At 74.0% G+C, this 15,106-nt stretch carries 11 protein-coding genes; 3 read left to right on the plus strand and 8 right to left on the minus strand.

Annotated features, from left to right (window positions below):
• Window position 1: 1 nt before the first annotated feature.
• The 3 genes from ACW62_RS15760 to ACW62_RS15770 all read right to left on the minus strand — a co-directional run bounded on the left by ACW62_RS15760 (window position 2) and on the right by ACW62_RS15770 (window position 4,783).
• Entirely contained in the window at window positions 2-1,138 is a 1,137-nt protein-coding gene (locus ACW62_RS15760; protein ID WP_157574788.1) for a lysylphosphatidylglycerol synthase transmembrane domain-containing protein, read from the minus strand.
• A 117-nt stretch (window positions 1,139-1,255) separates the two neighbouring features.
• On the minus strand, window positions 1,256-4,048 hold the full coding sequence (locus ACW62_RS15765) for an FtsX-like permease family protein (RefSeq protein WP_053205066.1): 2,793 nt from the start codon (window positions 4,046-4,048) through the stop codon (window positions 1,256-1,258).
• Window positions 4,049-4,114: 66 nt separating this feature from the next.
• Entirely contained in the window at window positions 4,115-4,783 is a 669-nt protein-coding gene (locus ACW62_RS15770; RefSeq protein WP_420843597.1) for an ABC transporter ATP-binding protein, read from the minus strand.
• Window positions 4,784-5,126: 343 nt separating this feature from the next.
• On the opposite strand from ACW62_RS15770, the gene ACW62_RS15775 reads away from it, so the two are divergent.
• From ACW62_RS15775 to ACW62_RS15785, 3 genes are all read left to right on the plus strand, one after another.
• Complete coding sequence (locus ACW62_RS15775) at window positions 5,127-5,729, plus strand: PadR family transcriptional regulator (protein ID WP_169792065.1); 603 nt, start codon at window positions 5,127-5,129, stop codon at window positions 5,727-5,729.
• Between the two features lie 104 nt (window positions 5,730-5,833).
• Complete coding sequence (locus ACW62_RS15780; RefSeq protein ID WP_053205189.1) at window positions 5,834-6,481, plus strand: response regulator transcription factor; 648 nt, start codon at window positions 5,834-5,836, stop codon at window positions 6,479-6,481.
• Window positions 6,482-6,546: 65 nt separating this feature from the next.
• Window positions 6,547-7,239 carry an ACT domain-containing protein gene (locus ACW62_RS15785; protein WP_053205068.1) on the plus strand — a complete coding sequence of 231 codons (693 nt, stop codon included), beginning with the start codon at window positions 6,547-6,549 and terminating at the stop codon, window positions 7,237-7,239.
• Window positions 7,240-7,546: 307 nt separating this feature from the next.
• On the opposite strand, the gene ACW62_RS15790 is transcribed toward ACW62_RS15785, so the two are convergent.
• From ACW62_RS15790 to ACW62_RS15815, 5 genes are all read right to left on the minus strand, one after another.
• Complete coding sequence (locus tag ACW62_RS15790; protein WP_053205069.1) at window positions 7,547-9,658, minus strand: RecQ family ATP-dependent DNA helicase; 2,112 nt, start codon at window positions 9,656-9,658, stop codon at window positions 7,547-7,549.
• The gene (locus ACW62_RS15795; protein WP_053205070.1) at window positions 9,649-10,215 is read right to left on the minus strand and encodes a hypothetical protein; all 567 of its coding nucleotides are present in this window, start codon (window positions 10,213-10,215) and stop codon (window positions 9,649-9,651) included. Before ACW62_RS15795 ends, ACW62_RS15790 begins: the two co-directional genes overlap by 10 nt.
• Before the next feature lie 946 nt (window positions 10,216-11,161).
• Window positions 11,162-13,453: an NAD-dependent DNA ligase LigA gene (ligA, locus tag ACW62_RS15805; protein ID WP_083459810.1), complete on the minus strand. Its 2,292-nt coding sequence runs from the start codon at window positions 13,451-13,453 to the stop codon at window positions 11,162-11,164.
• Between the two features lie 61 nt (window positions 13,454-13,514).
• Window positions 13,515-14,531 (minus strand): uroporphyrinogen decarboxylase/cobalamine-independent methonine synthase family protein, encoded by a 1,017-nt coding sequence (locus ACW62_RS35280; RefSeq protein ID WP_053205072.1) that lies wholly within the window; start codon window positions 14,529-14,531, stop codon window positions 13,515-13,517.
• 164 nt (window positions 14,532-14,695) lie between these two features.
• Complete coding sequence (locus tag ACW62_RS15815; protein ID WP_053205073.1) at window positions 14,696-14,902, minus strand: hypothetical protein; 207 nt, start codon at window positions 14,900-14,902, stop codon at window positions 14,696-14,698.
• Between the last annotated feature and the right edge of the window lie 204 nt (window positions 14,903-15,106).

Raw genomic sequence — 15,106 nt, forward strand, 5'->3', positions numbered from 1 at the left:
CTCAGGGGGTGGCGGCGTCCGGGGTCGGATCGGGCTCGATGGCCAGGACGACGGCGGGCAGCAGGGCGTGCGGCACGTGCGGCCGCGGCGTCCGGGCGGTACGGCGCCGGTCGCGGGCCGCGGCCAGCAGCCGGACGACCACCCAGGCCGCCCCCATGAGGGCCGCCGCGAGCACCGGCGCGACCAGCACGACGGCGCGGAACAGGAAGACGACGGGCAGCGCCTCGCCGAGCCCGGCGCCGGCCAGCATGAGCGCGCCGATCAGCGCGGTCTCGGCCGAGCCGATGCCGGCCGGGGTCGGGGTGGCGGCCGACAGCGCGGTGCCGGCGAGGTACGCGGCCATGCCGACGCCGATGCTGATCTCGACACCGAAACCGACCGCGGCCAGCGCGAAGCCGGTGGCCAGGCAGGCCGCGGCGGTCAACTGGGCGCCCAGCGCGGCCAGCGCCAGCACCGGCCGGGCCCGGACGGCGGCGACGACGTCGTGCACGGTGGCCCGCAACCGCTGCAGCTTGGTCTGACGGCTCGGCGGCAGGGTCGTGACGGACGCGGTGACGGGGCGGTCGGCCCGCCTGGCGGCCCGCCGCGCCGCCAGCCGGCGGACCAGGAAGCGCACCGCGAACACCAGCACCGTCGCCACCACGATGACGGTGAGCAGCCCGCTCCAGCCCTCGCGCAGCCAGGCGACGCCGAGCAGCAGGCCGGACCCGTGCGCCAGCGCACCCGCCACCGCCCACAGCGCCACGACGCCCGCGGCCGCCGTGTTCGAGGCGCCGCCGCGATGCAATGCCGCGACGAACACCCCGGCCGCGCCGACGCCGGCCGGGACGACCCGGTTGGCGACGGTGCCGCCGATGTGCGCCGTGGCCGCGCCGGACCACGTCAGGTAGCCGGAGGCGATGGCCCGCTTGCCGGCGATGGCCGCCATCGTCGCCATGATCCAGAACATCGCGACCAGCAGCGGGACGTACGGGTTGCGGCGCATGGACGTGATCAGGTTGGGCAGCACCGAGGGCACGATGAGGAAGCCCACGACCACCAGGATCGCGAGCACGGCCAGCAGACCGACGACCCGGCGCGTGCTGCCGAACATCGCACGCCGCCGGGTCCGTGTGGTGGTCCGTTCATCGATCGCCACGCCCCTATGGTGACCTACCGAAACGTCCACAGTCTGTAGTAGAGACGTACAAGTGACCTCGATCTGCCCTCTCACCTGCACCGTTGACGCGGAAAATTTGTCCGCCGGAGCTCCGAGTCAGGCGTCGCGAGTCAGCGTGGACGCGACGGTCATGCGGCGCAGCGCGGCGACCGGGACCAGGCTGGCCAGCACCGGGACCAGGGTGCCGCCGGCCACCGTCATCGCGGCGGCCGCCAGGAGCTCGGCGCGCAGGTCACCGGCCAGTCCGGCGGCGATGGCCAGCCCGGCGACGGTGCCGCAGACGGCGCCGGTGCAGCCGATCAGCGCGGCCTCGGCCAGCACCACCCGGCGCACCCGCCCGTCGCCCCAGCCGACGGCCTGGAGAACGGCGAGCTCGGCCCGGCGGTCGCGCACGTTGAGGAACACGACGTCGGCGACCGCGATGCTGGACAGCAGGATCGTCACCAGCACCGCGACGTAGTCGATCTCGCGGGCCCGCACGGAGACCGCGTCGCCCAGCACCGACCCGACGACGGCGCCGTTGAACGCCAGCGTGATGCCGAGCAGGGCCGTCAGCGCGGCGCACCCGAGGGCCACCGCGAGCACGCCGAGCCCGGTCCGCCCGGGTGAGCGGACCACGTTGGCCACCGCCAGCGACCGCACCCCGCGCACGACCGGCGACCGCTGGCCGGGCCGCAGCCGCGACTGCTGCATCCCCGTGATTGACGGCTTCGACGCCCGCCACGCCGGCCACGCCGCGGCCACCAGCGCGACGAACACCGCCACCGGCACGGCGACAAGGGCGCGCGTCAGCGTCACCTCCAGGCCGGTGATCCAGCCGGTCGCCACCGCGACCAGCGCGCCGGCGATCCCCGCGGCGCCGCCGACCAGCAGCACCTCGGCCAGCAGCAGCCGCAGCAGCAGCCCGCGGCTCCAGCCGATCCGGCTCAGCACCGCCAGCTCGCCCCGCCGCGACCGCGCCGACGCGGCCGACACGTTCGCGACGAACAAGGTGCTCACGGCCAGGACCAGCACGAACAGCGCCACGCTCTTGTGGTCGACGGCCTGCATGACGGCGGCGACGACGCCCTGTTGCATCCAGGTCTCGGCGACCGCCAGGCCCGGGCGGCCGTGTGCGCCGGGCGGCAGCTCGACGGTCTGCTCGGTGGCGGTGCTGCCGAGGACGATGTCGACGTCGAGGCCGGTGGTGCGGCGGATCTGGTCGGCCACCAGCCGGACCCGTTCGCGCTCGACCGGGCTGACGCCGGTGACGCCGGCGACCTGGACCCGGATCGCGCTGATCGGCGCCTCCGGGTCGGCCAGCTCGATGCCCGACCCCGTGAACGTGTCGAGGTCGGACAGCCGCATGAACGCCGTCGGCGGGCCCAGGTGGTAGGCGGCCGGGCTGCCGGACGGGAGCAGCGTGCGGCCGCCGAGCAGCGCCGTGCTGCGTGCGTCGGCCGCGGGCAGGCCGCTGGCGCCGTCGAACCCGGCGGCCTCGAAGTCGCTGGGCTCGAAGACGCCGACGATGCCCAGCTGCGGCAGGTCGCCGGCCTGCGAGTTCGCCGAGCCGGGGTGCGGGCGGACCTCGCGGAACCCGGTGTCGGCGGCGAGCGGCGGCGTCGGCACGTAGCCCTCGACCCGCACCGATGAGCGCCAGGCGTCCCGCGGGTTGTCGACGGTGCGCGGCTTCAGCACCCCGCCGGCGCCGACGTCGTAGGCCGTCGGCTCGGTCGTCCAGAAGCTGTCGACGAAGATGTCGACCGGGCTCTCCGTCGCCTGCCCGATCAGCTCCTGGTAGGCGCGGTCGGCGGTGACGGTCTCGGTGGCGACCACCGGGCCGGGCGTCGCGAGCAGCCCGTCGATCTGGGCCAGCCGCAGGCCCGCGGCGAACCGTGCGGCCGCGTCATCGGGCAGCCGCCGCACCGTCACCTCGGCCTGCGCGTCGACATGCGGCTGTGCCGCCACGACGACCGGGACCGGCCGGCTGCCGGCGCCGGTGGCGGGCGCGGGGCCGGCCAGCGCCCGCAGCGACGCCGGCACGTCGTCGCCGCCGAGCGCGGCCTCCTGCGCGGGGTCGACCGCGGCGACCAGCACCGGGAACGACCACTCGAGCATGACGGTGCGCCGCTGCGGCGCCTGCAGGGTGCGGGTGACGGGGTCACCCCCGGGGCGGGTGGTCCAGCACTTGCGGCTGCGCTCGCGCGCCGCGGCGGCCGGCGAGTCGGCGATGCCGCCGCCGAACTGGCGGTAGGGGCAGACCACCACGGTGGAGCCGTCCGGCATCGTCTCGGCCTCGCCGTACGGCTCGCCGCTCTCGTTGGGCTGGCCGAGCACCGCGACGGTGTTCGGGGTGACGTAGGAGTACGAGGCGGACGGCTGCTCGATCCGGGTCAGCCCGCGGTCGCTGAGGTAGGCGACGTCGGCGACCAGCAGCTCACGGCCGGCGTCCGTCCGCGGCCCGACGTCGATCGCGACCTGCGTCGCCTTCATGACGTAGCCGACCATCGCCACCGGCGCCGCCACCTCGACGCCGCCGAGCGCGCGGATGGCGTCGTAGTAGGCCATCGAGATGCCGCCGAACTGGCCGGACAGCTGGTAGGGGCGGACGAGGCCGCGCTCGGCCTCGAGGTCGCTGCGGGTGCCGGGCGGACGGACGAGGATGTGGTACGGGCTCGGCGCGGCGGCGACCACGCCGCGCAGCTCCAGCCGTTCGACCTCCGACGCGCCGGTGAGCACGGTGAACACCGACGTCGCCGCGACGACGCCGAGGCCGAGCGCCAGCGCGCGGCCCCAGTGGGCGCGCAGCTGGGCCCACACCAGCGGCGCGACGCCGGCCGGGCCGTTCCCGCCGCGGCGTCGGAGTCTGCGGAGGGTCCGGCCGAGGGCTCGGTCAGCGGGCGGCGGCACCGGACGGCCCCCCGCGGCGCGGCAGGCGGGACGGTGAACGTGACGCCACGCGGTACCGGCGCATGCTCAGCCGAGACCGGTCGCCCGGCGCAGTGTCTCGTCCGGCTGCGGATCCCACAGCGCGTGGTCGGCGACGACCATGCCGTCGCGCAGGCTGATCAGCCGCGAGCACTGGGCCGCGACCGCCGCCTCGTGCGTCGCCAGGACCAGCGTCATCCCGTGGTCGGCCTGCACCTGCGCCAGCAGGTCGAGCACCTCGTCGCCGGTGCGGGAGTCCAGCGCGCCGGTGGGCTCGTCGGCCAGCAGCAGCTTCGGCCGGGCGACCAGCGCGCGGGCGATCGCCACCCGCTGCTGCTCTCCGCCGGAGAGATCGGCGACGCGGGCGGCGGCGCGGTCGCCGAGCCCGACCGCGTCGAGCAGTTCACGGGCCCGCTCGTGCCGGTCGAAGTCGACCTGGATCGGCATCAGCGGCACCACGACGTTGTCGAGCGCGCTCAGCTGCGGCAGCAGATGGTAGTGCTGGAAGACGAAGCCGACGCCGCGCCGGAACGCCGCCGCCGCGCGCCGCGACAACTGCTCGACCCGGGTGCCGCCGACCATGACGGTGCCGGAGTCGGGCCGGTCGATGCCGCCGATGACGTGCAGCAGTGTCGACTTGCCGGACCCCGACGGGCCGACGACGGCGACCGTCTCGCCGGCGCGGACATCGAGCGTGACGTCGACGAGTGCGGGCACCTGCGCGCCGCCCTGGCGGTAGAAGCGGGTGACGTCGTGCAGCGAGATGGGCGCACCCGGGAACCGGTCGTGTCCGCCCGACCGGACGTCCGCAGCGTCGCTGGGACCCTGCCGTCTCATCTGATCATCATGACCTTCGGCTCGGCACGACAAACGGCCAGGGCTGATTCTCTCACCACCGCGCAACCCCCACGTGTCCCGGACGGCGCCCGCCACGGCGTGTCCCGGACCGTCGAACCGGTCTCCGACCTGCTCCGAGGCGCTGCGCGGTGACATGACAGTCGCCACGACCACGGATTACGTCACGCGAATGTCGATGGAACGAGCAGTTCACCCTTACAGTGTGAGTGTGCCGCTTCAGCATGCCGTTCTCGCCCTGCTGGCCGACGGACCCAGCTACGGGTATGAGCTCAAGGCGAACTTCGAGAAGGCCGTCGGACCCCAGTGGGGTGGGCTGAACATCGGCCACGTGTATCAGATCCTCGACCGGCTGCATCGCGACGGCATGGTCAGCTCGCACACCGTCCCGCAGGACTCCCGGCCCGACCGAACCGTCTACCTCATCACGTCGGCCGGGCGCAGCGACCTCGACGAATGGCTGGCGACGCCCACCACGCGCACGTCGGGCTACCGCGACGACTTCATCCTCAAGGTGCTCGCCGCCGGCCGGCGCGGTCCCGACGCCATCCGCGAGGTCTGCCGCATCCAGCACGACGCGCGGCTGGCCGAACTGCAGACACTGCGCACCAGCCGGCGCACCCACCAGCACGACGCGCTCGCGGCCCTCACCATCGAGGCGGCCATCCTGCACACCCAAGCCGACCTCAAGCTGATCGAGGCGGTCGAGTCGCGCGCCGACGAGCCACTGGAGACCGTCGGACAGGCCCCCGGCGCCCAGGTCAAGAACGTCGACGACCAGGACCGCAAGGCACGGCACGCCTCCTGACCACCGCACCACGCACGGTCCCGGCCGGGTGACTCTAGGTCCGCCGCAGGACACCCGCGAGGCGCTGTGGATCGGGCCGTGGACAGACCTGGCATGCTGTGCGGGTGCGCGTCGTACTTGCCGAGGACTCCCTGCTGCTACGTGAAGGACTCGTCCGCCTGCTGGGCGAGGCCGGAGCCGACGTGGTCGACGCCGTCGGCGACGGCGAAACGCTGGTGCGGTCGGTGCAGGAGCACCGCCCCGACGTCGCGATCGTCGATGTCCGCATGCCGCCGACGTTCACCGACGAAGGGCTGCGGGCGGCGTTGTCGGCGCGGTCGGCGGTGCCCGGGACCGGCGTGCTGGTGTTGTCGCAGTACGTCGAGGAGTCGTACGCGGGTGACCTGTTGGCCGACGGCGCGGGCGGGGTCGGTTACCTGCTGAAGGACCGGGTGTCGGCGCTGGCCGACCTGTCCGACGCGCTGGAGCGGGTGGCGTCCGGCGGGACCGTGCTGGACCCGGAGGTCGTGGCGCAGCTGTTCGCGCGGCGCCGTCGCGACCCGCTGCAGACGTTGACGGCGCGGGAGCGCGAGGTGCTGGCGCTGATGGCGGAGGGCCGGACGAACGTCGCCATCGCGCGGCTGCTGGTCGTCACGCAGGGCGCGGTCGAGAAGCACATCTCGTCGATCCTCACCAAGCTCGACCTCCCCCCGTCCGACGACGACCATCGGCGGGTGCTGGCCGTGCTGGCGTGGCTGCGGTCCGAGCACTGACGCCGGTCCCGGCGGCAACACGGTCGTGACAGGATCTGTGTCACTCTGTGCGGGTGTCGTTTCTCATGCGTGTGGTCGTACCGGACCGTCCCGGTTCCCTCGGAGCCGTCGCGACGGCCGTCGGCGCCGCCGGCGGTGACATCGTCGGTGTCGACGTCGTCGAGAACCGCGGCGACGGCTTCGTCGTCGATGACTTCCTGGTCGACCTGCCGGGCGGGCGGCTGCCGGACTCGCTGGTGACGGCCTGCCGGACGGTGCCCGACGTGACGGTGGAGTTCATCGGCCACTACAGCCCGGGCGCCAGCCTGCACCGCGACCTCGAGGCCGTCGAGGCGATGACGGACGAGCCCGACCGCGCCGAGGAGATCCTGCTCGACCTCGTTCCCGGCATCTTCCGCTCCGGCTGGGGCCTGCTGCTCCCGGCCGCCGGCTCGACGCTGAAGGTGCAGCGCGCCAGCGGCGGCGCCCCCGAGGACGACGGCTACGAGGCGCCCTGGCTGCCCCTCACCGAACCGACCCGCATCGCCATCGGCCCCGACGCCCCCGAACCCTGGCAGGACGTCGTCGCGGTGGGCGTCCCGGTCGACGACACCGGCCAGGCCATCGTCTACGGCCGCGACGGCGGGCCGCGCATCCTCGACTCCGAGCTGGCCCGGCTGGTGCACCTGGTGGCGCTGGCCCAGGTGATCCGCCGCACCGCGCCCGTCCTGGGCTCCGTGCCTGCCATGGACTCCGCGGACGACGCCGCCACCGGCTGACCGGCCCACGTCTAGTTCCCCGTGTTGCGGCCTGGTCCCCGGTCGCGGCCTGGTTCCCCGTCGCGTCCTGGTCTCTCGTCACGTCCTGGTTGCTCGTCACGCCGAACGCGCCATTCGGCCTCGACAACGCGACGTCAGACCAGGACGCAACGCCAGACCAGGACGCGATGCCCGCACGGCCCACCGCTCGCCGCTCACCGGCCACGGCTCACTGCTCACGGCTCACCGCTCACCGGCCACGGCCCACCGCTCACGGCCCACCACTCACGGTCTACGGCCCACCGCTCGCGGCTCGCCGCTCACCCGCTCATCCCACGCTGGCGAGGGCGAACGGCAGTACCTGTGCTGCTCCGGCGTGGCGCACCTCCCGTCCGGCGACGGTGATGGTCCAGCGCGAGTCGGCGAGGTCGTCGAGGAGGAGGACGACCGGATCGGGGCCGAGCGCCGCCAGGGACTCGCGGGCAGCGGGGCCGACGCGCCAGGAGTCCCAGATCGACGCCAGCCGGAAGGCGCTGTTGCCGCCCGACTCCGTGCCCTCGGCGGGACCGGCGCCGGTCGCCTCCAGCTCGCCGAGATCCGTCAGCCGGCCGACCGACGCCAGGTAGCGGCCGACCGAGCCGATCAGCTGCGGATGCCGCCGCGACGGCACCGTGATGACGGCATCGGGGCGGCGGTCCCAGTGCCACTCGCGCAGCACGTCGACACAGGCCGCCAGCAGCGGCTCGGGCGCCGGGGCGTCGTCGGCGTCGAGCAGGGACCGCAGCCGCTGGCCCCAGCCGAGGTCGGTGAGCCGGGCGACCACGCGACCCGGTTCGAGGCGCTCGTCGGGGCCGATCTTGCCCTTGACGTCGACGCCCAGCCGGCTCATGCCGGATGGCCACTGAACCCGCGGCTCGAGCAGCACGCCGGCCCGCGCCAGCGTGGTGCGCGCCGCCGCCCGGGCGGCGGCCGGGACCTCGTCGGTGAACCAGGGCCCGGCACAGACGTCGCAGCGGCCGCACGGCGCGGCGCTCGGGTCGTCCAGCGCGGCCTGCAGGAACGCCATGCGGCACTGCGCGCCGCGCTGGTAGGCGAGCATCGATCGGGCCTCGGCGTCGCGGGACGCGGCGACCCGCTCGTACCGTTCGGCGTCGTAGATCCAGTCCTGCCCGGTCGCCTGCCAGCCGCCGCGGACCCGCTGCACCGCGCCATCGACGTCGAGCACCTTGAGCAGCAGCTCCAGCCGCGTCCGCCGGACGTCGACGACGGTCTCGAGCGCCGCCGTGGACATGGCGTCGCCGGTGGCCGACAGCGTCCGGATGACCGACGCCGCCTGATCCTGCCGCGGCATCGAGACGGTGGCGAAGTACTGCCAGATGGCTTGGTCTTCGGCGGCCGGGAGCAGCAGCACGTCGGCCCGCTCGGTGGCCCGGCCCGCGCGGCCGACCTGCTGGTAGTACGCGACCGGCGACGACGGCGCGCCGAGGTGGACGACGAAGCCGAGGTCGGGTTTGTCGAACCCCATGCCCAGAGCGCTCGTTGCCACCAGGGCCTTGACCTCGTTGTTCAGCAGCGCGCGCTCGGCCTCGACGCGGTCGGCGGGGTCGGTGCGGCCGGTGTAGGCGATGACGTGGTGGCCCGCCTCGCGCAGCAGCGCCGCGGTGTCCTCCGCCGCGGACACCGTCAGCGTGTAGACGATGCCGCTGCCGGGCAGCTCGCCGAGCTGCGCGGACAGCCAGGCCAGCCGATGCTCGGCGTCGTCGAGCGAGAGCACGCCCAAGCGCAGGCTCTCGCGCGCCAGCGAGCCGCGGATGGTGGTGACCTCGGCTCCCCCGGCGCCCAGCTGTTCGGCGACGTCGGCGACGACGCGGGCATTCGCCGTCGCCGTGGTCGCCAGCACCGGGGTGCCGGCCGGAAGCGTGCCGAGGAGGTCGCGGATGCGGCGGTAGTCGGGGCGGAAGTCGTGGCCCCAGTCGGAGATGCAGTGCGCCTCGTCGACCACGATCAGCCCGGAACCGGCCGCCAGCGTGGGCAGCTGTTCCTCGCGGAAGCGCGGGTTGTTCAGCCGCTCGGGACTGACCAGCAGGACGTCGACGGCGTCGTCGGCGAGCTGTTTGGCGACCTCACCCCACTCGTCGGCGTTGGCGGAGTTGATGGTGACGGCGCGCACCCCGGCCCGGCCCGCCGCGGCCACCTGGTCGCGCATGAGCGCCAGCAGCGGCGACACGATGACGGTCGGGCCGGCGCCACGCGCTCGCTGCAGACCCGTCGCGACGAAGTAGACCGCCGACTTGCCCCAGCCGGTGCGCTGCACGACGAGCACGCGACGACGGTGTTCCACCAGGTCGCGCACGGCGTCCCACTGGCCGTCGCGGAACTCGGCCGCGTCGTTGCCGACCAGCCGCCGCAGCAGCACTTCTGCTTCGTCCTTCAGATCCATGCCTGCGACGCTAGCGGCCGGATCGGGCCGGTCGCCACCGCGCTCGGGCTGATTGTGGACAACTCGGCGAAGTCGTGAGGGCTGTGGACGGGACGGTGGAGGTGGTCGCGGATCTCAACGACCACGAGCGCGAGGTCAGGCGGCCTCCGAACCCAGCGACACGAGGGTGGCGGCGACGGCCGGGTCCATGAGCTCGCTGGTGGTGACGACGGGGACGTCGACCAGGGCGCGGCCTCGCGGGCGGCCAGCGGCGACGACGTGATCTTGCCCGTGACGGCGGCGACCCGCAGGTGCCACGAGCGCAGCAGGTTCACCCCGGACAGGGCGCCGAGCGCGTCGCCGGCCGCGAACAGGACACCGCTGAGCGTCGCCCGCACGGCGGGGTCGGCGAGCAGCCGCGCGGTCTCGACGTGCGCGACGCCGTCGGCGATCTCGATGACCACCGTGTCGGGCTCGGCCGCCGCGACCGCGGACAGCAGCCCGAAGTACGTCGCGACGAGGTCGTCTGGCGCCACGAGGTGGGTCGACGGGAACCCGGCGTCGGTGAAGTCGAGCACCGGCGCGCCGCCGGCGTCGACGAGATGCCAGCGGTCGTTGCCGGCCCCGGATCATCTGGCACGGCACCCTCGTAGGCGTCGGTGGCATACCGCGCGCCGTACGCGACGATGATCTCGTCGCCCGCGAACAGCCGCGCCTTGCGGCCGTCGGGGCGTTCGATCCAGTCGTGCGCGCCGATCGACTCGACCCGCGCCAGGATGACGTCGCCGGCCGCCGGGATGGTCGCCGGCGCCAGCACCAGCTCGTCGCCGGACGGCACGAGATCGATGACGTGCCGGGTGATGTAGGAGGTCTTGGCCGCTCCGAGCCGGCGCGGCCACGGGGCCGCGACCGGAAAGAGCTCCGCCGCTGGAGCCACATGCTCAGCGAAAGAGGTCATGGGAACCTCACTCCGGGACGGGCGCAGAGGTGGCACGGACGATGGTGTGACCACCGGGTGTTTCTGCGGCGAGATGTGCCTTATCGACGCAAGGATGCATGAGCGGACGCCCCTCGCGCCAGACCCCGGCACGGACTTTTTTCGTGAACCTGTATCCGCAGGTGAAACCGGGTAAACGGCGCATACGGGGAACCCCCTTGACCGTCCATCAGGACGGAACGATCATGGAGGGACAACTCAACACTGGAGTCCCGCTCGGGGCACCGGCACATCGTCTGGTTCCCGAGCGGTCGTACGACGACCCTGTGGAACCTCGTCAGTAGCGAGAGGACCTCTCATGAGTCGTCAGCACGGACGGAGACACCTCAGCCGGCTCCATCCTGGCCGGTACCTCGCCAAGTTGCGGCTGCAGGCCTACGCCGCGGTCGCGGGCCGGTTCTCGGCCAGGGCGTAGAGGACTCCGATCTCCGGTTCCACGGAGCAGCTCGTGTCGCGCCTCCGGGCGCGGACGAGTCTTCCTGGACACGAAGGGTCTGGCATTCGCCGGGCCCTTCGCGCGTCCGCCCCTACTCCTGCGCCTCGGCCGCCTCGGCCGCCTCAGCCGCCTCGACAGTCTCAGCCGCCTCGGCCGTCTCCTCGCCGTCGCCGACCCGGGCCAGTTTCGCGGCCTCGTCGGGTCCCGACTCCAGCAGCACCCGGAAGCCGGCCTCGTCGAGCACCGGCACCTTCAGCTCGACCGCCTTGTCGTGCTTGGTGCCGGCGTTCTCGCCCGCGACCACGAACGACGTCTTCTTCGACACCGAGCCGGACGCCTTGCCGCCGCGAGCCAGGATGGCCTCCTTGGCGTCGTCGCGGGAGAACTCCTGCAGCGACCCGGTGACGACGATGGTGAGGCCCTCGAGCGTGCGCGGCGTCGACTCGTCGCGCTCGTCGACCATGCGGACACCAGCCGCGGCCCACTTGTCGACGATGGCCTGGTGCCAGTCGACGGCGAACCACTCCTTCACCGACGCGGCGATGGTGGGGCCGACGCCGTCGGTGCCGGCGAGGTCTTCCTCCGACGCCGCCCTGATGGCCTCCATCGACAGCAGCGCGCCGGCCAGCGCGCGGGCCGCCGTGGGCCCGACGTGGCGGATGGACAGCGAGACGAGTACCCGCCAGAGCGGCTGCTGCTTGGCCTTCTCCAGGTTGTCCAGCAGCCGGCGGCCGTTGACCGTCAGCTCGCCGTCGGCGTTGGTGAACAGCGGCACCTGCTTGAGGTGGTCGGCGTCGAGCCCGAACACGTCGCCTTCGTCGGCGACCACGCCGGCGTCGATGAGCGCGATGCCGGCCTCCCAGCCCATGGCCTCGATGTCGAACCCGCTGCGTCCGGCCAGGTAGAACAGCCGCTCGCGCAGCTGCGACGGGCACGACCGGCTGTTCGGGCAGCGGATGTCGACGTCGCCCTCCTTGGCCGGGGCGAGCGTGGTGCCGCAGGCCGGGCACTCGGTGGGCATGACGAACTCGCGCTCGCTGCCGTCGCGCAGCTCGGCCACCGGGCCGAGGATCTCGGGGATGACGTCGCCGGCCTTGCGCAGCACGACGGTGTCGCCGATGAGCACGCCCTTGCGCTTGACCTCGGACGCGTTGTGCAGGGTGGCGTTCTCGACCGTGGAGCCGGCCACCTTGACCGGCTCCATGACGCCGTACGGGGTGACGCGGCCGGTGCGCCCGACGTTGACCCGGATGTCGACGAGCTTGGTGGTGACCTCTTCGGGCGGGTACTTGAACGCGATGGCCCACCGCGGCGCCCGCGACGTGGAGCCGAGCTGGCGCTGGAGGTCGACCTGGTCGACCTTGACGACGACGCCGTCGATCTCGAACTCGATGTCGTGGCGGTGCTGGCCGTAGTGGTCGATGTAGCCCTGGACGGCCTCGAGGTCGGGGACGACCTGCGGGCGGTCGCTGGCCGGCAGGCCCCACGCGCGCAGCGCCTCGTACGCCTCGGACTGGAACCGGATGTCGAAGCCGTCGCGCCGGCCGATGCCATGGCAGACCAGGATCATGCGGTTGAGGTTGCGCCGGGCCCGCTCGTACTCCTCGAGGACGCGCTCGTACGCCACCTGCGAGCGGCCCTCGTTCCCGGCGGCGTCGGCCTTGGCCTTGGCGGCGTCGAGCTTCTCGCGGCGGCGGTCCATGCGCTGACGGAGCACGCCGGCGCCGGAGTTGCGGGCGTTGGCGAACAACGGCAGCCCGAGGTCGGCCCGCTCGGCGTTGACCGCCTCGAACTCGGCCGTCGGGAAGACCGCCTCGCCGCGGATCTCGACCACGGACGGCACCGGGTACTCGTCGGTGCCGGTCAGCTCGTTCGGGATGGCGTCGACGAACTGCGCGTTGTAGGTGATGTCCTCGCCGGTGCGGCCGTCGCCGCGGGTGGCGAGCGTGGCCAGCCGGCCGTCGCGGTAGACGATGTCGACCGCCAGGCCGTCGACCTTCGGCTCGCACAGGTACCGCGCGCCGGTGCCGACCTCGCGCTCGACCCGCGCGGCCCACTCGGCGATGTCGTCGGAGGAGAACGCGTTGTCGAGGCTCAGCATGCGCTCGAGATGCTCGACCGGCGGCCAGGACGCCTCGACGCCCGCCCCCGGCTCGGCCACCGGCGCCCCCACCTTCTGCGTCGGGGAGTCGGGGGTGCGCAGCGACGTGTACTGCTGCTCGATGCCCTCCAGCTCGCGCATGAGCTGGTCGAACTCGGCGTCGCTGACGGTGGGCGTGGCGAAGTAGTACCGCTGGCGGTGGTCCTCGACCTCCTGCGAGAGCGTGGCGTGGCGCTCGCGCACCTCCGTCGGGACGTCGTTGCTGTCGGCTGGCTCGGTCACAGCACAGACGGTAGCGCCCACCACTGACGATGTGCCGGAACCGGCGCCGCTCGCGCCCGCGTCAGGCCTCGGCGACGAGCTCGGCGAAGGCGCGCGCCGTCGTGCGGGCGAGCGTGTAGGCGCGACGGGCCCAGGCGGGGTCGGCGCCCGCGAGGCCGCAGGCCGGGGTGATGACGGTGCGGACGGCCATGGCCGCGGGGTCCTGGTCGAGCCGCCGCCAGAGTCCGACGACGCGCTGCGCCAGCTCGCGGTCGGCCGGCGGGGTGGACGGGCGCAGCGACGGCACCACGCCCGGCCAGAGCGCCAGGCCGGCGTCGACCGCCGCGGCCAGCGCGTCCAGCTCCGCTGCCGGGGCGCCGGCCAGCAGCGACGCGTCCAGTGACACCGCCACCGCCCCGGCCGAGCGCACGACGTCAACCGGCACCGACGGCGCGCAGCAGTGCACCACGACCGGCGCGTCCACCCGCGAGACCACCGCACCGACCAGCGTGGACGCCTCTGCCACGTCGACCGCGCGGAGCCGGCCGAACCCGCTCGCCGTCGGGATCTCGCCGGCGAGGACGGCGGGCAGCGACGGCTCGTCCAGTTGCAGGACGACCGACGCACCCGGCACCCGCCGCCCGACGTCGGCCACGAACGCGGACACGCCCTCCGCCAGCGACGCCGCGAGGTCGCGCCGCGCCCCGGAGTCGCCGACCAGCGCGCCGCCCCGGTTCGACTCGACCGACGCCGCCAGCGTCAGCGGCCCCGCGACCTGCACCTTCAGCGGGCCTTCGTACCCGTACGCGGCGATCTCCAGCGCGTCGAGGTCGGCGCCGAGGAACGACGCCGCGCGCCGCTCGTCCGCACCCGGCCGCGCGACCAGCCGCCAGCCGGACGGCTGCAGGTCGACGTGCAGGTCGACCAGCAGCGACGCGGCGCGGCCGACGAGGTCGGCGCCGGCCCCGCGGGCGGGCAGCTCGGCCAGGTGCGGGAAGTCGGGCAGCTCGCCGACGACGACACGCGCCGCCTCGTCCCGGTCCGCGAACGGCAGCGAACCGACCCCCGTCGCCGTCGCCGGCCCCCACGCATAGTCCACAAGAGCGAACCCTAGGCGATGGCCCGCCGCAGCCCGACACGACGCGGAAAGCGGGGCGATGACCCTCCCCGTTCGGGTGGGTGGCCCACCCTACGGGCGGGCGCCGACAACGTCGCCGCGCGCCTGGTCAGCCGTCGGGGACGGGGTCCGCGGCGCGCGCCTGGTCAGCCGTCCGGGACGGGGTCCGCGGCGCGCGCCAGGGCGCGGCCTTGCAGCTCACGGACCGTCTGGTCCACCTCCACGACGGCCCGGCCGACCGGCCCCGCCAGCGGATCGTCGTCCAGTTCGGCGAGGACGACCTGGAGCTCGAGGCCCGCCGCGTACACCCGCCGCAGCAGGTGGTCCGCTGCCGCGCCGACGTCACCACCCATGCGCACCCCGCTTCTCGCCGCCCCGGCCCCGCCACCAGTCGGATGGCTGCCTCCCGGCCGGCTCGCTCGCCGTCGGGCGCGCCCCCCTTGACCGGCCGGAGACCGGATGTGTGCCCGACGACGAGCGGCCGGTTAGGCGGCCCGCCCCGCGATCGTGGCCGAGACCGCGATCGCCGCGCGGAGAGACAGGCATGTGGACGCCCC

Source organism: Jiangella muralis (assembly GCF_001270745.1).
Taxonomy (GTDB): Bacteria; Actinomycetota; Actinomycetes; order Jiangellales; family Jiangellaceae; genus Jiangella; species Jiangella muralis.

What these genes read in the sequence shown, in the direction of transcription:
- ACW62_RS15815 (WP_053205073.1), bottom strand. Translation starts at nt 14,902, where the DNA reads ATGGGTGGTGACGTCGGCGCGGCAGCGGACCACCTGCTGCGGCGGGTG.
- ACW62_RS15785 (WP_053205068.1), top strand. Translation starts at nt 6,547, where the DNA reads ATGCGTGTGGTCGTACCGGACCGTCCCGGTTCCCTCGGAGCCGTCGCG.
- ACW62_RS15790 (WP_053205069.1), bottom strand. Translation starts at nt 9,658, where the DNA reads ATGGATCTGAAGGACGAAGCAGAAGTGCTGCTGCGGCGGCTGGTCGGC.